Source organism: Streptomyces shenzhenensis, from assembly GCF_021462265.1.
GTDB lineage: Bacteria > Actinomycetota > Actinomycetes > Streptomycetales > Streptomycetaceae > Streptomyces > Streptomyces shenzhenensis.
On the sequence record NZ_JAJONF010000001.1, the window covers coordinates 59,035 to 77,458 of the forward strand.

17 protein-coding genes are annotated in these 18,424 nt (G+C 71.2%); 7 read left to right on the forward strand and 10 right to left on the reverse strand.

Annotated features, from left to right (window positions below; genetic code table 11):
* Positions 1–60: 60 nt before the first annotated feature.
* Positions 61–624, forward strand: a complete 564-nt coding sequence (locus LQ326_RS00260) for a CGNR zinc finger domain-containing protein (protein WP_234531882.1) — start codon at positions 61–63, stop codon at positions 622–624.
* Between the two features lie 140 nt (positions 625–764).
* Here LQ326_RS00260 and LQ326_RS00265 read toward each other — a convergent pair whose 3' ends face one another.
* Positions 765–1,781, reverse strand: coding sequence for an alcohol dehydrogenase catalytic domain-containing protein (locus LQ326_RS00265; RefSeq protein ID WP_234531284.1), 1,017 nt, complete (start codon positions 1,779–1,781; stop codon positions 765–767).
* Between the two features lie 597 nt (positions 1,782–2,378).
* Here LQ326_RS00265 and LQ326_RS00270 point away from each other — a divergent pair.
* The 3 genes from LQ326_RS00270 to LQ326_RS00285 all read left to right on the forward strand — a co-directional run bounded on the left by LQ326_RS00270 (position 2,379) and on the right by LQ326_RS00285 (position 5,221).
* Entirely contained in the window at positions 2,379–2,960 is a 582-nt protein-coding gene (locus tag LQ326_RS00270; protein ID WP_234531285.1) for a TetR/AcrR family transcriptional regulator, read from the forward strand.
* A 596-nt stretch (positions 2,961–3,556) separates the two neighbouring features.
* The gene (locus LQ326_RS00280) at positions 3,557–4,417 is read left to right on the forward strand and encodes an esterase/lipase family protein (protein WP_181806920.1); all 861 of its coding nucleotides are present in this window, start codon (positions 3,557–3,559) and stop codon (positions 4,415–4,417) included.
* A 354-nt stretch (positions 4,418–4,771) separates the two neighbouring features.
* Positions 4,772–5,221: a GNAT family N-acetyltransferase gene (locus LQ326_RS00285; RefSeq protein WP_234531286.1), complete on the forward strand. Its 450-nt coding sequence runs from the start codon at positions 4,772–4,774 to the stop codon at positions 5,219–5,221.
* A gap of 25 nt (positions 5,222–5,246) precedes the next feature.
* On the opposite strand, the gene LQ326_RS47690 is transcribed toward LQ326_RS00285, so the two are convergent.
* Positions 5,247–5,381, reverse strand: a complete 135-nt coding sequence (locus tag LQ326_RS47690) for a hypothetical protein (RefSeq protein WP_089102986.1) — start codon at positions 5,379–5,381, stop codon at positions 5,247–5,249.
* A 140-nt stretch (positions 5,382–5,521) separates the two neighbouring features.
* On the opposite strand from LQ326_RS47690, the gene LQ326_RS00290 reads away from it, so the two are divergent.
* Positions 5,522–6,148 carry a class I SAM-dependent methyltransferase gene (locus tag LQ326_RS00290; protein ID WP_234531287.1) on the forward strand — a complete coding sequence of 209 codons (627 nt, stop codon included), beginning with the start codon at positions 5,522–5,524 and terminating at the stop codon, positions 6,146–6,148.
* A gap of 7 nt (positions 6,149–6,155) precedes the next feature.
* On the opposite strand, the gene LQ326_RS00295 is transcribed toward LQ326_RS00290, so the two are convergent.
* Together LQ326_RS00295 and LQ326_RS00300 are read right to left on the reverse strand one after the other, a co-directional pair.
* On the reverse strand, positions 6,156–6,665 hold the full coding sequence (locus LQ326_RS00295; RefSeq protein WP_234531288.1) for a ribonuclease FAU-1 family protein: 510 nt from the start codon (positions 6,663–6,665) through the stop codon (positions 6,156–6,158).
* Positions 6,646–7,575 carry a GNAT family N-acetyltransferase gene (locus LQ326_RS00300; protein ID WP_234531289.1) on the reverse strand — a complete coding sequence of 310 codons (930 nt, stop codon included), beginning with the start codon at positions 7,573–7,575 and terminating at the stop codon, positions 6,646–6,648. Before LQ326_RS00300 ends, LQ326_RS00295 begins: the two co-directional genes overlap by 20 nt.
* A gap of 70 nt (positions 7,576–7,645) precedes the next feature.
* On the opposite strand from LQ326_RS00300, the gene LQ326_RS00305 reads away from it, so the two are divergent.
* Positions 7,646–8,017 (forward strand): GntR family transcriptional regulator, encoded by a 372-nt coding sequence (locus tag LQ326_RS00305; protein ID WP_234531295.1) that lies wholly within the window; start codon positions 7,646–7,648, stop codon positions 8,015–8,017.
* Positions 8,018–8,147: 130 nt separating this feature from the next.
* Here LQ326_RS00305 and LQ326_RS00310 read toward each other — a convergent pair whose 3' ends face one another.
* Together LQ326_RS00310 and LQ326_RS00315 are read right to left on the reverse strand one after the other, a co-directional pair.
* The gene (locus LQ326_RS00310) at positions 8,148–8,918 is read right to left on the reverse strand and encodes a DUF72 domain-containing protein (RefSeq protein ID WP_234531297.1); all 771 of its coding nucleotides are present in this window, start codon (positions 8,916–8,918) and stop codon (positions 8,148–8,150) included.
* 15 nt (positions 8,919–8,933) lie between these two features.
* Positions 8,934–10,028 (reverse strand): DUF5925 domain-containing protein, encoded by a 1,095-nt coding sequence (locus LQ326_RS00315; RefSeq protein WP_234531298.1) that lies wholly within the window; start codon positions 10,026–10,028, stop codon positions 8,934–8,936.
* Between the two features lie 893 nt (positions 10,029–10,921).
* On the opposite strand from LQ326_RS00315, the gene LQ326_RS00320 reads away from it, so the two are divergent.
* A complete protein-coding gene (locus LQ326_RS00320; RefSeq protein WP_234531299.1) occupies positions 10,922–11,725 on the forward strand; it encodes an SGNH/GDSL hydrolase family protein in 804 nt (267 codons plus the stop codon).
* A 3-nt stretch (positions 11,726–11,728) separates the two neighbouring features.
* Here LQ326_RS00320 and LQ326_RS00325 read toward each other — a convergent pair whose 3' ends face one another.
* The 4 genes from LQ326_RS00325 to LQ326_RS00340 all read right to left on the reverse strand — a co-directional run bounded on the left by LQ326_RS00325 (position 11,729) and on the right by LQ326_RS00340 (position 18,222).
* Positions 11,729–13,330 (reverse strand): serine/threonine-protein kinase, encoded by a 1,602-nt coding sequence (locus LQ326_RS00325; RefSeq protein ID WP_234531301.1) that lies wholly within the window; start codon positions 13,328–13,330, stop codon positions 11,729–11,731.
* Positions 13,331–13,375: 45 nt separating this feature from the next.
* Positions 13,376–15,082 carry a sulfite exporter TauE/SafE family protein gene (locus LQ326_RS00330; protein WP_234531303.1) on the reverse strand — a complete coding sequence of 569 codons (1,707 nt, stop codon included), beginning with the start codon at positions 15,080–15,082 and terminating at the stop codon, positions 13,376–13,378.
* On the reverse strand, positions 15,079–16,488 hold the full coding sequence (locus tag LQ326_RS00335; protein ID WP_234531304.1) for a tetratricopeptide repeat protein: 1,410 nt from the start codon (positions 16,486–16,488) through the stop codon (positions 15,079–15,081). The genes LQ326_RS00330 and LQ326_RS00335 overlap by 4 nt, the downstream gene beginning before the upstream one ends.
* Before the next feature lie 207 nt (positions 16,489–16,695).
* Positions 16,696–18,222 carry a DUF4331 domain-containing protein gene (locus LQ326_RS00340; RefSeq protein WP_234531305.1) on the reverse strand — a complete coding sequence of 509 codons (1,527 nt, stop codon included), beginning with the start codon at positions 18,220–18,222 and terminating at the stop codon, positions 16,696–16,698.
* Positions 18,223–18,424: the final 202 nt, after the last annotated feature.

Sequence of the window (18,424 nt, forward strand, 5' to 3'; positions counted from 1 at the left end):
TACCCCTGGTCGTGGGCCTTCTTTGCCCTTTTGGCCATCACTGGTCAAACTGGTGACATGATGCATGTCTTCAAGTGTGGTCACCCAGTGCTGGACTTTGTCGGGACCCTGCGGGCGCGGCGCACCGCCGAGCCGGTCGAGGTCCTCACTTCACCGGAAAGCCTCAACGCCTGGTTCCGTGAGTCCGGCATCGCGGACCGGGACACGCCGTGCGCGCCGGCCGACCTGGAGCACGCGGTGGCCCTGCGCGAGGCGATCTACCTGCTCATCGTCGCCAGGCTGGCGGGTGACGTCTACGACGCCGACGCGCTCATGCTCGTCAACGACAGGGCCCGTACGCCGTCCGCCATCCCGCAGCTGACCCCCACGGGGCGACGGATCGAAGCCACGGCGCCGCAGGCTCTGTCATCGATTGCCCGGCAGACCATACAGCTCCTCGGCGGACCGGACGCGGCACTGCTCAAGGAGTGCAGCAGGCCGGAGTGCACCCAGGTCTACGTCGACCGGTCGCATGGGAGCCGCCGGGAGTGGTGCGCCATGGATCCGTGCGGAAACAGGGTGAAGGCGGCCGCCTATCGAGCGCGCAAGCGCAGGAGCGAGGCCCCGACGGCGCAGGCTCACTGACACGGGCGCGTGCGCGTCCCGGGGGTGCCAGGCGTCGACTGCCGCTGGTCCCCGAAGGGCCTCGGCATCGCCCGGCGACCCCGGCCGGCGCGTGGGGTGGCAGGGGGGGTGGTGGGGCGTCCTGCCCGGCGCCGTCAGGGTCAGGCCGCCGTGTCGAGCACGACGCGGAAGCGCGCCTCGCCTGACAGCATGCGCTCGTAGGCCTCCGGCGCCCGGGTGAAGGGCATGACCTCGATGCCGGCGCGGATCCCGTGGGCGAGGGCGAAGGCGAGGTTGTCCTCGTTCTCGATGGACGACCCGGTCAGGCTGCCGACGACGGAGTGCGTGCCGAAGATCAGGTCAGGAGTGGCGACGGTCAGCGGGTCGGGCCCCACACCGACCACGACCAGCCTGCCGTTCGGCGCGAGACCGCGGACCAGCGGATTCATCGACGCGCCGCTGGCCGCCGTGGCCACGATGAGGGAAGCGCCGCCCAGGGCGCTGAGCGCGGTTCCGGGATCGGTACCGGTGCTGTCGATGTACTCGTGGGCGCCGAACTGCCGTGCGTGCGCCTCCTTCTCCTTCCCGCGCGCCACGGCGGCGACCCGGTAGCCGAGGCTGCGTGCGTACTGCAGGGCCAGGTGCCCCAGCCCGCCGATGCCCTGCACGGCGACCAGCGCGCCGGCCCTGGTCGGCCCCTGCTGGAGGGCGATGAAGGTGGTCAGTCCGGCGCACAGCAGCGGAGCGGCGTCGATCGCGGATATCCCTTCGGGAACCCGCACCAGCCCGCTGGCCCGGGCATAGGCCACCTCCGCGTACCCGCCGTCGACGGTGGTTCCGGTCTGCTCCTGGTTCTTGCAGTTCACGAAGTCACCGCGGCGGCACGGCTCGCACTCCCAGCACTGGCCGTTCAGGAAGCCGACGCCGACACGGTCACCGGGCTGCCAGGCGGTGACGCCTGCCCCGACGGCGTCGATGACGCCGACGAGCTCATGGCCGGGAACGAGCGGGCGCGAGGGGCCGCTGCGCAACCCCTCCACGGCCAGCACGTCGGTGTGGCAGACACCGCAGGCCTCCACACGCAGGCGTACCTGGCCTGGTGCGGGATCTGTCAGCTCTCGCTCGACCAACTGGAGGTTGTGGACGCCGGTGGCCTCGAAGGCCCGGTATGTGGGCACGACTGCTCCTGAGTGTGATGCTGCCCGGGAGGGCAGGGGTGGGTGCCGAGACCGGCGGCTCCACGACGCACCGCGGCGGCGCGGGCCCCGGCTCGACGGCGAGGTTATCAAAATGACCGGTCGTCTTAAACGCTAACCCATCTCCGCCCTCGGGTGAACCCCTGCCCCGCGGCGGGGGCGGTCGAGACGGCGCCGCGTAGTCCCGGTCTGCGGGCGAGGCGGTTCGGTTCGTGGGGACGTGCGTTTGGTGCGCGGCAGGAACGAAATGATGAACGCGCAGGTCATGGGGCCTATGGGTGTGCCTGGCGCGGTCCACGGCGGATGCCCCCGAGACGGGTGTTCGCGGCCGGTCGCGTCCAGGGCCGCGGGCGGTCGGCCCAGGCTCAGCGGTGAGTGGCGTCTCGGGGGCGATCGCGCCGGGTGAGGAAGGGGACTCACGACCGTTGCGCGGCTTCCTGGCTATAATATGGTCGGTCATCTTGATGAGCGGCGCCGCTTTCCCATGACCCGAGCGGTGACGGCCTCTTGCCGCGCACGTACCCGCGGAGACGCCTCCGGTGTCGTACGAGGTGCCTGACAGGTCATCAGAAGGTGGGAATGATGGGGCGAGCGTCCAAGCGGGAGGAGATCGCGCAGGCGGCCTTCCGGCAGTTCCACGCGCAGGGCTTCAACGCCACGGGGATCAGCGACATCGTCAAGGCCGCGGGTGTTCCCAAGGGCTCGTTCTACAACCACTTCTCCAGCAAGGAGGAGAGCGCCCTGGAGGCGCTGAACCGGTACGGGGCCTCTTTGCGTTTCGAGATGCTCACAGCGTCGGACAGTCACCCGCTGGACAGGCTCCGGGCGCACTTCGAGTTCCTGAGCAAGGATATGGTGGAGAACGGGTTCGTCCGTGGATGCCTGGTAGGCAACTTCGGCGCGGAGGTCGCCGACCACAACGAGGAGATCCGGGCCGCGGTCAAGCGGGGGTTCGACCGGTGGACGGCGCGGATCCGTCAGGTGCTCGCCGAGGCCCAGGAGGCGGGTGACCTCGACGACGATCTCGACATCGAGGCCACCGCGCTGTTCATCCTCAGCGCGTGGGAGGGGGCGCTGATTGCCGCGCGCGCCGACAAGTCGGCTTCGGCCGTGGACGCGTTCTTCCGTACCGTCTTCGGCGTGTTGCTGCGCCGGAAGTGATCGTCCTGCTCGCCGGCCCGCGGTGAGCGCCCTGGGGGAGTCCCGGCCGGCCCGGGGTGCCTCCTTGTGCCGCACGGCGCCGTGCTTCCCTCCTGCGCCTGCCGTTTCGGCTCCGGCCTCGTCACCCTCGCACGGCACACGGACGGCTGGGCCACGAGGCCGTGTGTACCGTGCGGCGAACCGAACGACGGCCGCCCGCACGAGGCCGCGGCCATCGGGCCGACGCCGGTCGTGGACGACGAAGCGGGCGCCCCGGCCGGGGCACCGTCACCGAACCGCCGTGCACCTCGGGGTCCCCACGCGGGCGGCAAGTCGGCTTGTCGATGAAGTCGTGCGCGAGGGATATGCGAAGCGCCGGCCTCACCCCGGGGTGAGCATTTCGCGCGGATCGCTCCTTATAGTCCGCTCGGGCCTGCCTGGTGATGGTCTGTCAGGGTTGTGTCTGAGCCATTGGTTATCACTGGAAGTTTTTACTGACGCGTAACTTCACGCTTCCACTACTCGTCCGTAACTTGATGAGTGAACAGCATCCTCGTGATCCGGATCACAGGGCGTAAGGCCGTCGCACCTCCCTTGAGCCGCAAGGAGATCACTCGATGCTGCCCTGGAAACGAGTGCTCAGACCCCTGACCGCGCTACTCCTGGCCGCCGCCGTCGCCACCGTTCCCGCCGCCACCGCCCACGCGTCGAGCGCCCCCAGTACCGGCTGGAACGACTACTCCTGCCGTCCCTCCGCCGCCCACCCCCGCCCCGTGATCCTGGTCCACGGCACCCTTGGCAACTCCGTCGACAACTGGCTCTCCCTCGCCCCGTATCTGGAGGACCGCGGCTACTGCGTCTTCTCCCTCGACTACGGCCAGCTCGACGGTGTCCCCGTCTTCTACGGCCTCGGTCCCATCGACAAGTCGGCAGAGCAACTCTCCGCCTTCGTGGACAAGGTGCTCGCCGCGACCGGCGCCGCCAAGGCCGATCTCGTCGGCCACTCCCAGGGCGGCATGATGCCCCGCTACTACCTGAAGTTCCTCGGCGGTGCCGCCAAGGTGAACGCCCTCGTCGGCCTCGCCCCCGACAACCACGGCGCCACCATCAGCGGCCTCACCAACCTGCTGCCGTACTTCCCCGGCGCCACGGACCTGATCAAGGCCACCACCCCCGGCCTCGCCGACCAGATCCCCGGCTCCGCCTTCCTCACCAAGCTCAACGCGGGCGGCGACACCGTCCCCGGAGTGCACTACACGGTCGTCGCCACCAAGTACGACGAGGTGGCCACGCCCTGGCAGAGCCAGTACCTGACCGGCTCCGACGTCCACAACGTCCTGCTCCAGGACCTGTGCTCGCTCGACCTCTCCGAACACGTGGCGATCGCGCTCTTCGACCGCATCGCCTTCCACGAGGTGGCCAACGCGCTCGACCCCGCGCACGCCACCGCCACCACCTGTGCGTCGGCGTTCAGCTGAGCCACGGCCCAACTGAACGCCACCGGGGCCTGTCCGGCCTGAGCCGCCGGTCAGGCCCCGGAGCCAATGAGGATCAGCGCCGGGGCGCCCGCTCCGCCGATCGCGCGGCGGCGAACGTGACCGTGCCCACGCCGAGCGCCACGGCGGCGGCCTGACGGCGTGTTGCGCGCATGCGGGACTCCTCGCGACGGTCCTCGGGTCGGGCTCGGTCCGGCCGGGCCGGGTCCCGTGGGGGCGATCAGAAAGCTAGCCCCAGGAAACCGTGGAATCGCCTGCTGGGAGCGGGCGAAGGAGATCCTTATGGTCGTCTTAAGGGAGTGCTCAGACTGCGCTGAGGTAGATAGCGTTCACGCCGTGACGAACGACGAGATCCGGCTCGCCGGGGCCGCCGACGTGCCGGCCGTGAAGGCCGTGACCGACATGGCGTACCAGCCCTACATCGCGCGGATCGGGGTGGTGCCGCAGCCCATGGAGGCGGACCACATGGCGAATGTGTCCGCGGGGCGGGTGTTCGTCGTCGGGGAGCCGGTGACCGGGCTCGTCGTCATCGAGGCACACGAGGACCACCTGTTCCTCGACAGCGTCGCCGTCCACCCCGACGCGCACGGCACGGGGGTGGGGCGGCTGCTGCTGGCCTTCGTGGACGCACGCGCGCGTGCGCTCGGCCTGTCAGAGGTCAGGCTCTACACCAACGCGATGATGTGGGAGAACCGGAAGCTGTACCCGAGGTACGGCTACGAAGTCGTCGAACGGCGGGTGGACGGGCCCTACGACCGCGTCCACTACCGCAAGCGGCTGAGCTGAAAGGGCGCGGAGGACACCGGCACGGTCAGCCGTCCGGCCACCAGGTGCGTGCGATGTCCTTCCGCACCTCCGGGCGTCCGGCGGGGCGCTCGTCGGCCTCCTCGCGGATCCGGCGGCTGTCCGTCCTCTTCAGGGGCTTCTGCACGGTCGTGCGGCGCATGGCTGCCTCCTTGAGCGCCTACCGAGTTCCGTGTTCTCACGGAGGTAGACCCTTGTGGCGAGAGTTCCTCATCGGTGCCGGTCTGTCAGTGGTCGCTGTCACACGGATCGAGTGTCAGTGGCGGGTGTCACGCTGGGGGCATGACGAACGACAGTGATCAGACAGTTGCGCTGTGTGTCGACTGGGATGCGGAGGCCGCCACCTTCGATGCGGAGCCCGATCACGGGCTGGGCACGCCCGAGGTGCGCGCGGCCTGGGCGGCGCGGCTCCGGGCGTGGCTGCCCGCCCGTCCGGCCGATGTCCTCGACCTCGGCTGCGGCACCGGCAGCCTCGCCCTCCTCGCCGCCGAGCAGGGCCACCGCGTCACCGGGGTGGACAGCTCCCCGGCGATGCTGGCGCGGGCCCGCGCCAAGCTCGCCGGCCGTGACGCGGTGTTCCTGCTCGGCGACGCCGCGGCGCCGCCCGTGGGCGAGCGGCTCTTCGACACCGTGCTGGTGCGGCATGTGCTGTGGACGCTGCCCGATCCCGCGCGTGTGCTGCGGCACTGGCGGGGCCTGTTGCGCCCCGGAGGGCGGTTCGTGCTGGTGGAGGGGGTCTGGGGGGCCGCGACTCCCCCCGGTGCACCTGTCGGAATCCCCTCCGGCCGGCTCGCCGCCCTCCTCGCGCCGCTCGCCGCGGACGTGCGCGTGGAGCCGCTGTCCGCGCAGGCGGTGCTGTGGGGGAAGGAGGTGGCCGACGAGCGGTACGCGGTGGTGGCGACGGTGTGAGAGGGCTTCAGGACAGCAGGGACAGCCGATCGGTGAAATCCGGCTCGTGGGCCAGGGCCTCCAGCGTGTCGAGCGCGGTCACGGCCGCCGCCGCGGCCTCCGGGTCCCGCTCCGCCAGCCCGCTCTCGGCGAACTCGTCCTCGTCCAGGCGCCGTACGTCCCCGCCGTCGGCGGAGCGCCACAGGTCCAGGTCGAGGTCCTCGACGACCAGCCGGCCGCCCGCCAGCGTGGCGGGGCGTGTGACGTCGCAGTACCAGCCCTTCAGCGTGCCGTCGGCGGCCCGGACCTCCTTCACCGCGTACCAGCGGTCCCGCCAGTAGAACTCGGTGAAGACGTCGCCCGGTTCGAAGCGGACGAAGCCGAAGTCGCGGGGCGTGTCGCCGGCCCAGGGGGCGCGCACGGCGATCCGGTTGCCGTCGTCGTGCAGCAGCTCGGCGGGATAACTGATCTTCGTGCGGCCTGCCTTGACCAGCACGACGTCCACCGTGCCGGTCGGCTCAGCCGAGTTCACGGACATACCTGACCTCCGTTGCGCAGATCTCGTACCCGAACCACTTGTTGATCGCCAGCATCGGGCCGTTGCCGCTGTCGTTGCCCGTGAACGCCTCCGTGTGGCCGGCGGCGCGGGCGCGGTGCAGGGAGTCGTTCTTGGCGAGCTTGGCCAGTCCCCGGCCGCGGAAGGCGCGGGCGGTGCCGGTCATGATGGTGCCGTACCGTGTGCCGCCGTCGGTGCGGGCCGAGCTGAAGGCCGCGGGGCGCCCGTCGACCAGGACGACCGAGGTCAGCTCCCGGCTGAAAAGCGGGTGCCGCCAGGTCTCGTCCAGCCATGCCTCGTAGTCGGCGAACTCGAAGTCGATGTCGCTCGGTTCGTCCCGTATCGTCTCCGCGTCGAGGTCGAAGAGAGGGCGCGGGTCGTCGGCGAAGTCGGCGGCGGTGCGCAGCTCCGCGCCGGGCGGGGGAGTCCGCGGCGGGGGGAGCGCGCCGTGCGCCAGGTCGAGACGGAGGAAGTGGGAGGAGCGGCTCGCGGTGTAGCCGCGGCGCTCGGCGAAGGCACGGTTGGACGGGGCGTCCAGGACCCAGGTGAACAACGTGCTCCCGCCCACCGCCGACAGGTGTGCCTCCGCGCTGCGGACGAGGAGGGTGCCGGCGCCCCGGCCGGTGCGCTCCGGGTGCACGTACACGTTGGCGAAGCCCTGGCCCGGTTCCGTGCTCTCGTGGGCGACGCCGACCTGGGCGGTGCCGATGACCTCGCCGTCCTCCTCCGCGATCAGCAGGCGGAAGCGGGCGTCGGGGTGGGCGTGCGTGAGATCGTGGACCAGGGACTCGGGGGTGTACAGCATGTAGGGCAGGGCGAGCTGCCGGACCCGGGCAAAGCCCTCGGCGTCGGACCGGACGTCGGGGCGCAGGTCACGCACGATCACTGTCATGGGGCGCACGCTATGCGGGGACGTGAGCGGGATGCCTCTCATTTTCCGGCGGGTGCGGGAGAATCGGGCCGTGACCTTGAAGATCCACATCGATGACAGCGCGCCGCCGTACGAGCAGGTGCGGGCGCAGATCTCCGAGCAGGCGCGGGGCGGGGTGCTGCCGGTGGGGTACCGGCTGCCGACGGTCAGGGGGCTGGCCGAGTCGCTGGGCCTCGCGGTGAACACGGTGGCCAAGGCGTACCGGGCGCTGGAGACGGACGGGGTGATCGAGACGCGGGGCCGCAACGGCACGTTCGTCGCCGCGGCGGGCTCCGCCGCCGAGCGCGAGGCGTCACTGGCCGCCCAGGCCTACGCCGATCGGGTGCGGCGGCTGGGGTTGGGCGAGGAGGAGGCGCTGTCCGCGGCCCGGGATGCCCTGCGGGCGGTCTACGGGGAGGGCTGAGGGCGGGGCCCGGCACCGCCGGTTCCCCCGTCATGGCTGAGGGCCGTTGCGGCAGGAGAGAAGACCGACGGCAACAAGCGACCGGGCGGTGCCCTGCTCCGCTCGGCCCGACGTGGGAAGCGCTGCGGCGTCAGCCGCTGGTGCTCAGCTGCGGGGTGCGGGTCACCGTCAGCCCAGCCCGTTGCGCCGCTCTCCCGAACGCCACCGCGTCCCGTACCGCCGCCCCGCCCGGGTCGTTGTTGAAGTACGTGTAGACGTCGGCCTCCTTCGGGTACGCCGTGGCGATGCGGTCGGCCCACGTCTCCAGGGAGCGGCGGCCGTAGCGGGGCCAGGGATGGGCCCGGCCCTGGTGGAAGCGGACGTAGGCCCAGTCGGTGGTGTGCCACAGGGGGGTCATGGGGCGGGCCTGGATGTCGGCCCAGCACAAGGCCGCGCCCCGGGACTCCAGGACCTCGCGGGTCTCCCGCGTCCACCACGAGTCATGGCGGGGCTCCACCGCCACCCGCGTACCGCGCGGAAAACACGCCAGGCAGGCGTCCAGAAGTGACGGGTCCGCCCTGAGTGTCGGGGGGAGTTGGAGGAGGACCGGGCCCAGCCGGTCGCCGAGGCCCGCCGCGTGGGTCATCAGGCGGTCGACCGGCTCCGCGGGGTCCTTGAGGCGTTTGATGTGCGTCAGGTAGCGGCTCGCCTTGACCGCGATCACGAAGTCCGGCGGGACCCGGTCCCGCCAGGACTCGAAGTTCTCGCGGGACGGGAGGCGGTAGAAGGCGTTGTTCAGTTCGACCGTGGTGAAGTGCTCCGCGTAGGTCTCCAGCCACGAGCGCATGGGTACGTCGGCCGGGTACAGGACGTCCCGCCAGTCCTTGTACTGCCAGCCCGACGTTCCGATGAACAGGGGCATACCCCCATCAAAGCACTACAGGTACAGCCCCGCGTCCGCGCCCTCGCGCGCCCCCGGTACCGAGGTCGGCGCGGTGCCCCGGCGCAGCGCGTACAACTCCGCCAGGGTCGCCCCGTCCCGGCTCACACCCTCCTCGGTGCCGAGCCAGTTCACCGCCTCGCGATGGGTCAGCGGGCCCACCTCGATGCGGGCCAGGCAGCGGCCGGGCCGGACCACGGCGGGGTGCAGCCGCTCCAGGTCCTCGTTGGTGGTGACACCGACCAGGACGTTGCGGCCCTGGCCGAGCAGGCCGTCGGTCAGGTTCAGCAGCCGGGACAGCGCCTGGCCCGCCGTGTGCTTGGCCTCGCCGCGGATCAGTTCGTCGCAGTCCTCCAGCAGCAGGAGCCGCCAGCGGCCCTTGCCGGCGCCGTCCTCCTCGCCGATCGCGATGTCCATCAGATAGCCGACGTCGGAGAAGAGCCGCTCCGGGTCGAGGACGCAGTCCACCTGGCACCAGTCCCGCCAGGACCGGGCGAGGGTGCGCAGGGCGGAGGTCTTGCCGGTGCCCGGCGGGCCGTGCAGCAGCAGGAGCCGGCCGGCGATGTCCTCCGGGGTCGTCTTCATCAGGCGGTCCATCGCGTCCGCGACCGGCGCCGTGTAGTTGGCGCGGACCTCGTCCCAGGTGCCCGCGGAGATCTGCCGGGTGGTGCGGTGCGGGCCACGGCGCGGGGAGACGTACCAGAAACCCATGGTCACGTTCTCCGGCTGCGGTTCCGGCTCGTCCGCCGCGCCGTCCGTCGCCTCGTTCAGCACCTTCGCGGCCAATTCGGCGGTGGTCGCGGTGACCGTGACGTCAGCGCCCCGGTTCCAGCGGGAGACCAGCAGGGTCCAGCCGTCGCCCTCCGCCAGGGTCGCGCTGCGGTCGTCGTCGCGGGCCACCCGCAGCACCCGCGCCTCCTTCGGCAGCAGGGTCGCCCCGGAGCGCACCCGGTCGATGTTCGCCGCGTGCGAGTACGGCTGCTCGCCCGTCGCGAAGCGGCCGAGGAACAGCGCGTCGACGACATCGGACGGGGAGTCGGAGTCGTCGACGTTCAGCCGGATCGGCAGCGTCTCGTGCGGCTTGGCAGACATGCCGCCATGATCCGTCACCGGACCCCGCCGCGCACCCGTTTTCCGGAGTGGGAGGGGAGTGTCGGGCGCGCACCGAGCTTCCGGAGTACCCGAGGGGGCCCGGCGCACAGCCCGGAGCGCCCCCGGCCTGCCGCACGGCCGGCGATCGCCGAGACCCGGCCCCGGGGCGAGTCCCGCCGCACCTGTTGTCCTTGATGGGACGTCATGGGTGCGCTCCCAGGACGCCGGGCCGCCGCAGGACCGGGCCGTCGTGGGCTGGGGCGCCGGCAACCCCGAGCCGGTGAAAGGACGTTACGACTTCGGCGCGCCGGCCCGGCGCGTCGACTTCATGCGCGAACGAGCTGATCGCCCTGGCCGAGGGCGGTGCCGACTCCGGCTGCTACTGGAACCCGTACGAGGTGAAGTCGCTCACCAGGTGCACCCCGTGCGTCGCTTCACCCCCGTCACTTGAGCGTCAGAAAGCGCTGCGCCGGCGAGGCCGGGGGTACCGCGAGCAGCGGCAGCGAGAACCAGAAGCCGTCCCGCAGGCGGCACAGTCGCCGCACCCCGGACCGGACCGCGACCCGGACCACCTCGCCCCCGGGGCGCCGGATGCCGGGCCTCGATCTCGCGCAGGCGAACGCGAGGCGTGAAGCGGGCCTTTGGACGTGACCGTTCCCCGAGACGCCTGATGCCGTCGGGGGACAAGTCGCTCGACAACGGCGCGTTCCGGTGATCGACGACGGCACGTTCCTCGGGATCTCTGTTGAACGTGATGAAATGCGGCGGGAACGTGCAGTTTCAGCCAGTTTAGGGCCAGTTGAGATCCGGAACAGTTTTGGCATGGACACTTCCCGTCAACGCGCGTAGTTGCTAAGACGGTTGCTGCAGAGATCCTGCTAAAGGGAGGTTCCATGAGACGTTCCCGAATTACGGCATACGTGACTTCACTCCTCCTCGCCACCGGCCTCGCCCTCACCGGGGCGGCCGCGACCGAAGCACAGGCCGCGACCGGGGGCTATGTGGCACTCGGCGACTCGTACTCGTCCGGCGTCGGCGCCGGCAGCTACATCAGCTCAAGTGGCAGCTGCGACCGCAGCACCAACGCCTACCCCTACCTGTGGAACGCCGCCCACAGCCCGTCCTCGTTCTCGTTCCTCGCCTGTTCGGGCGCCACCACCGACGATGTGCTCTCCAGCCAGCTCGGCACCCTCAGCTCCTCGACCGCCCTGGTCTCCATCAGCATCGGCGGCAACGACGCGGGCTTCGCGGACATCATGACGACCTGTGTGCTCAGCTCCGACAGCACCTGCCTGTCCCGCATCAGCACCGCGGAGGCCTACGTCGACTCCACCCTCCCCGGCAAACTCGACAACGTCTACGACGCGATCAGCGCCAAGGCCCCCAACGCCAAGGTCGTCGTCCTCGGCTACCCCCGCTTCTACCTGCTGGGCACCACCTGTCTCGGTCTCTCCACGGCCAAGCGCACCGCCATCAACAACGCCGCCGACTACATCGACACCGCGATCGCCAAGCGCGCGGCCGACCACGGGTTCACCTTCGGCGACGTCCGCTCCGCGTTCTCCAGCCACGAGATCTGCTCCGGCAGCTCCTGGCTGCACAGCGTCAACTGGCTGGCCATCACCGAGTCGTACCATCCCACCGCGGGCGGCCACTCCGGCGCCTATCTGCCGGTCCTGACCGCCAACGCTTCCTGAGTTCTAGCCCGAACTCGAAGGCGAAGGCGAAGGCGAAGCCGATGAGGAGGCCCCGCCGGTCGGGGTCTCCGTCGTGCTGGTGCAGGTCACCGAGAACGGCACCGAGTTGGACGTCGTCTCCACCGGGCTGCGCACCTCGACGGCGATCGCGTCGCGCAGTGTCCCGCTGCCGGACCAGGTCGTCACGGTCACCCTCGTCTGCCGGGTCTTCCCGCCGCCGTCCGGGAAGGACAGCGTCTTCCAGCCCTGGTCGTTGAGCGTCCCGTTCTTCAGCACCCACCGGTACCGCACGTCCGCGGGCACGCTCCCCACCGTGAACGTCGCCGTGAACGTCGGCGCCTGCGCGGACGACGGCGGGCAGGCCCCCGAGTAGTCCGTACCGGACCCGGCCACACTGACCTTCACGCTCTGCGCGGGCGCGCTGCTGCTCGCGGACGCCGACGGGGACCCGGACCTGGTCGTGCTGCTCCGGCTGGGCGCCGGGGAGCTGAGGCTGCTGGCCGACTGGCCGGCACCGGCGTCGCCGCCGCCACTGCCGCCGTTGTTCCGGTGGAGAAGGGCGTACGTCAGCCCGCCGAGCGCGAGGGCGACCAGTACCAGGCCGATGATCAGCACGGTGCCGGCCCTGCGGTTGCCTTCGTGGTCCGAGGCCGGCGGCCGGATGTCCGTCGGGGTGGGCAGCGGGGGCGTGGGCGAGGACGGCCGAGGCTGCCGGGCGACGCGGGTCGGGGCCTCGTACGGTGCCGGGACCGGGACGGTGACGGCTGTGCTCGGGGTGCCCCCGGCCGCGATCAACCGCAGGTCGCGCTCGGCCTGGTCGGCCGACAGCCGCTGCGCCGGGTCCTTGCGGAGCAGCCCCTCGATGACGGGGGCGAGCGGCCCGGCCCGGTACGGCGGCGGCAACTCCTCGTCCACCACGGCCCGCAGGGTGTTCAGCGGGGTGTTCTGCCGGAACGGCGAGGCGCCCTCCACCGCCGCGTACAGCAGCACCCCGAGCGACCACAGGTCGGACTCGGGGCCGAACGCCCGTCCGAGCGCCCGCTCCGGGGCGAGGAACTCCGGTGAGCCGATCACCTCGCCGGTCATGGTCAGCGCCGAGCTGCCCTCGACCGTGGCGATCCCGAAGTCGGTGAGCACCACCCGGCCGTCGTTCGACAGCAGCACGTTGCCGGGCTTCACGTCCCGGTGCAGCACCCCGGCGGCGTGCGCGGAGCGCAGCGCGGACAGCACCTCGGCGCCGATGCCCGCCGCCCGCTGCGGCGACATCGGGCCCTCCGCCTCCAGCACGTCGGCCAGGGACACGCCCGGGACCAACTCCATGACGATCCAGGGCCGTCCGCCCTCCACCGCCACGTCGTACACCGTGACGACATTGCGGTTCGCGACCCGGGCCGCGGCCCAGGCCTCGCGTTCCAGACGGGCGTACATCCGCTCGACGTCGGAGCCGGGCAGCCCGGCGGGCGCCCGCACCTCCTTGACGGCGACGTCACGGCCCAGCACCTCGTCGCGGGCCCGCCACACGGTTCCCATGCCGCCCTCGCCCAGCGGGGACAGCAGTCGGTAGCGGCCCGCGATCACTCGCTCACGACCCGGCTCTTCGGTCACGGGTGCCCCCCACGGCAGCTCGCGCGAATTCATCACAAACGTAACTCAGAGGAACGCGGATGCGGCCCCCTTGAGCACCAGTCCGGCGCCCAGGGCCACGACCACGAGCGCCGAGGCGAGCGGGGTGGTCCTGCGGACCAGTGTGGCGATGGGGTGGGCGGTCCAGCGCGGGCGTTTGTCCATCACCTGAGTCATTCCCGTACCCAGCTTGACGACGGCGAACCCGGCGGCGGTCAGCGTCAGCGCGAGACCGACGCCGTAGGCGACGACGAGAAGCAGCCCGAACCAGGCATGGCCGAGGGCGGCGGCACCGACGAGCACGACGACGGCGGAGGGGCTGGGGACGAGGCCGCCGGCGAAGCCGAGGAGGACGGTGCCGCGGAGGGTGGGGGCCGTGGGGTGGGTGTGGGTGTGGCCGCCGTGCGTGTGCGGCGGGTTGGTGTGGCCGTCAGCGGGGGCTGCGCCCCCGGACCCCGCTTCGGCCTGAACGGCTTCGTCCTCAAACGCCGGACGGGCTGAAGGATGTGGCTGAGCGCCGTGGTCGTGATGGTGCTGAAGGGCCTGGTCCTCGAACGTCGGACGGGCTGAAGGATGTGGCTGAGCGCCGTGGTCGTGATCGTGCGTGTGGGCGCCGACCAGGGCCGGTTCTCGCTTCTCGGCCGGGGCGTGAGCGTGATCGTGATCGTGGTGGTGGTGATGGTGGTGGCCGTGGGCATGCGCCTGCTCGTGGGTCCTGTTCCGCCAGGCCCTGCGGGTCAGGTTCGCGCCCGCGGCGAGGACCGTGAGGCCGCTCGCGATGCCCAGCCAGGCGATCACCGAGGGCGTGGCCGCCGAGCCCGCTGTCACCAGGACGCCGAGGGCGACCACGCCCAGGGTGTGGGTGACCGTGACCGACGCGGCCAGCGGGAGGACGTCACGGAGGCGGGCGCGGCCGCCCCGGGCCGCCGCGGTCGCCGCCATCAGGGTCTTGCCGTGGCCCGGTGCGAGGGCGTGCATCGCGCCGAGGCCGATCGCGATGAACAGTGCCAGCGCCGCGAAGCCGACGGTGAGGTGATGGCGGGCGACCAGGTCGGTCAGGGCCTGGGTCCAGCGGTCGATGCCCCGGGGGAGGATCTCGGCCCCCGGGGTGGCCTGCTGTTCCTGGGCGAGGGCGGGGCCGCCCGGCCGTACCCGGACGGCGGCGCTGGTGATGTCGGCGGGGGAGGAGAGCAGGTCCTTGGGGTAGCTGGTGAGTTCGTGGGAGACGGACGTCTTCGGTACGTCCGTCTTCGTCAGCGTCATCCGGTCGCCGCGCGCAGTGATCTCCCGCCAGCCGGGGCCGGAGTCGGTGCCCGCGCTGTGGAAGGCCAGGGTGACGGCGGAGCCCTTCGGGAGCGGCGCGGTGAACCTGCACGACACCCGCAGAGTGTTCAGACCCGCCTGGCCGGGACGCAGTTCGGCACGGCTGGTGGTGACGGCCAGGGGCGTGGCCGTGCCGTCGACGGTGAGCCTGCTGCCGTCCGCCGCCGTCGTGCAGCGCTGCTCGGCCCACTTGGCGGTGCCCAGCCGCTTCAGATCGGGTTTGGCCTGGGTCGCCGGGATCTCGGCGAGGTCCTCGAAGTGGTCGACGCGGAGCTGTCCGGGGGCGGCGACGAGACCGTCGTACTTGTTGACGGTGAAGTTGCCGAGTGGGTGGGCGCTCGCGGCCGTGGCGGGGAGAAGGGCCAGGGCGCAGGCCGTGGTGAAGAGGGCGGCGATCCGGCGCAGGTTCACTTCGCGGCCTCCAGCGCCTTGCGGGCCGCACGGGCGCCCAGCGGGGAGAAGCCCGGGTTGAGGTCGAGGGCCTTGGCGAGGGCGGCCCGGCCGGCCGCCTTCTCGCCGCCCGCCAGCTCGATCATGCCCAGGTGGTAGAGGAAGGAGGCGTTGTGATAGCCGGTGGCAGTGGCCTGCCGGGCGTAGGGCAGTGCCTCCTTGTCCTTGCCGTTGACATGCAGGGCCCAGGCCAGCGCGTCCGCGGTGTGCACGGTGTGACGGCGGGCCCACTCGGTGCGCGCGGCCTTCAGCGCCTCGGCCCTGTTGCCGTGGTCGGCGGCGGCGAGGGCGGTGTCGAGGTCGGCGTTGACGCCGTTGGCGCGGGCGAGCGCGATCCAGGCCTCGACGAGGGCGTACTGGTTCTCGGCCCTCTCCTTGTCGCCCTTGGCGCCCCGGTCCTCGTACAACTCGCCGAGCTCGACCAGGGGCTGGGGCAGGGGGTAGCGGGAGACGACCAGTTCCATGCCCTTGATGGCGTCGGCCCGGTCGCCGGTCGCCGCCTGGGCGCGGGCCCGGCCCTCCAGCGCCGGAAGGTAGTTCTCGTCGGCGGCCAGGGCACGGGCGTAGTAGTTCAGCGCGCTCTTGTAGTCGCCCTGGTTCCAGGCGAGCAGACCGAGCTGGGCGGCCACGTAGGAGATGTCGCCCTTCGACGTGGCCGTGGCCAGTGCCTGCGTCAGCACCCGCCGGGCGCCCCGCACGTCACCGCGCAGCTCCCGCACATACGCGTACCGCGTGAACACCGGTACGCCGGGCTTGCGTTGGTCGGCGAGGTCGGCCGCCTTGCTCGCCTCGTCGTAGCGGCCGAGCTCGACCAGGGCGTCGATTCGCGAGGACAGGGCGTTTGCGTTGTACGCGTTCTGCTTCAGGGCCTGGTCGGCGTAGGTGAGCGCCGGCGCGAACTCGTGCCGGGCGGCGGCGAGCGCGGCCTCGGCGGCCAGCGCCTGGTCGTTGTCCGGGGTGATCAGGAGCGCGCGCTTGAGGGCCTTCTCGGCCTGCGGGTAGCGGGACGGGTCGCCCTTGGTGCGCGCCTGCTCGACGTAGGCGAGGCCGAGGGTGGCCCAGCTGTCGGAGTCCTTCGGCTGGGTGCGGAGGTGTGCCTGGAGAGAGGCGATCGTGGTGTCGAGGTCGCCGCTCGCCAGCAGCGCCGGGTCCACCGCGCTCGACGTGGCCACCGCCGCCGTACCGCTGTCCCCGTCGGACCCGAAGGCGATCGCCCCGCCGGTCAGCGCGATCGCCATCAGCACGGCGGAGCCGGCGAGTCGGGCCCGCCGCCGGTTCCGCCCCGCGGCGGCGAACCGGCGCAGGGCGGCGACGCGCTCGTCGTCCTTGGTCTCGGCGGGCTGCTTGTCGTTCGTACCCGGGGCCATGCCCTCTCCTAGTAGCTGTTCGCGTGGGGCGGCGCGGCCCGCGCCGTGGGGGATTGAGTGGGTGCGGGCCGCGCCAGTACATGAGGGGCGTGAATCGATCGCCCCGTAAGGGGTGCGGGGCTGTGATGGATGTGCGACTACCGTCGCGCGGGCGCGATCAGCCACCACCGACCCGCGGTCACCCAGCTGCCCTTGCCGGAACGGCGACTAGTACGGCCGCCGCATCCGACGCCGCCACCAGCCGAACCCGGTGCCGATCAGCAGCACGCCCGCCGCACCCGCGGCCGCCGACCCGGCGATCAGTGTCGTGTTGCTGTCACCGGAACCGGTCAGGGCGTCGCCCAGCGCGCTCTTCGTGCTGCTCTGGGCCGCGCTCTTGGCGAGCGCACCGCGCGAGCCGGACGTCGGCTCGGCCACGTACGGGAAGTACTTCTCGAAGCCCTTGTCGTTCTTGTCGACCGCGTCGCCCAGGTCGTTCTTGGAACCGACCAGTTCGCCCTCCATGACCTGGAGCGCCTCGTCGATCACGTCGTCGGTGAGCCGGCGCCCGTTCGGGAAGCCCGCGTTGTCGCCGTCCAGGACACCGAGCCGCTTGGGCTTGGCGGTGGGCTTGATGGACGTGTTCAGGCGGAGCATCTCCGACGGCTTCGCCTGCGGCTGCTCCGTGTTGAGGCCCTTGACGCCCGTGAGGAACACGCTGACGAGGTCGTTGCGGGGCTCGGACGGCGCCTTGATGTTGTAGATCTGCTGGATCAGCTTCGGCAGTTCCGGGTTGGTGACGTTCTTCAGGAACTGCGCGTCGTCCTTCGGCTGGGACGCGTTGAACCTGTCCTTGTCCTTCTGCGGGTTGACGACCTCGTTGACCAACGGGTTGCCCAGGCGCGAGACCTGCGCGTAGTAGCCCTGCGCGTTCCTGCGCTGGGTCGTCGCGTAGACGCCGACGGTCGGACGCGACGCCGACTGCCGGATCAGGGAGTTCGGCACCTGGAGCGCGATCGTGTTGACGTTGTAGCCCTTGAGGGTGTCCCGCCCGACCTCGGAGAGGTTGCCGCCGTACAGCAGGTCGAAGACGCGCAGGTCGGCGAAGAACGGGTCGTCGGCCTGGCCGGCGAAGGTCGCGCCGCCGTTCGCCGTCTTGTAGATGGCCTGGGAGCGCAGCTTCGCGTAGTCGGGCATCGACGCCTTGCCGACGTCCGAGGGAGCCGCCGGGACGTTGTCGGCGATCCGCGTCCGGTACTGCTGCCTGCCGTTCTTCAGCTTGATGAGGTCGAGGTCGTACGACTGCGTGACGTTCAGGTCGGGGTCGTTCAGGCTGTCGACCACGCCCGTGTTGTAGAGGAACGTGTTCTTGTTCTTGATCTTGGTACGGAAGGTGTAACGGAAGATCAGGTCGTCCAGCGCGTCACCGTTGTTGTCGATGTGGATGTCGTACTGGGCGTCGTCGGCGAACTGGTAGAAGTTCGGGCCGCCGGCCGGCTCCTCGAAGGGGATGTAGTCCGACACGATCGTCGTGGTGTCGGGCTTGTCCGGGCTGACGAACGCGTACAGGTCGGTGTTGTCGTACTGCGGAGTGCCCGAGATGAGCGGGGCCTCCCGGTGGGAGGAGGCGGAGGCCGCCCCCGGTTCCAGCGCGGCGACGCTGGCGGCTGTGATCCCACCGGTGGCCAGTGCCCCACAGATGAGCGTGACGAGGCCCTTGCGCCGCGCGCCGCTCCTGGAGTTTAGAGGTGTCATGCCGTCCGTCCCTCGGTCCCAACTTGCTTGACGGACGGGTATACGGAGCGGCGGGGCCGTTTGGATTGGTCAGCGGAAAGAAAATCTTTTTTCGTGGTCAACCCGCGTTTCGGGCGCTCGCGTACGTACTTCTGCCGGAGGTGTGTCAGTTGCGAATGCCTGGTGTGGGAGGACGGGCCGGGTGCGGCCACAGGAGGGGGGA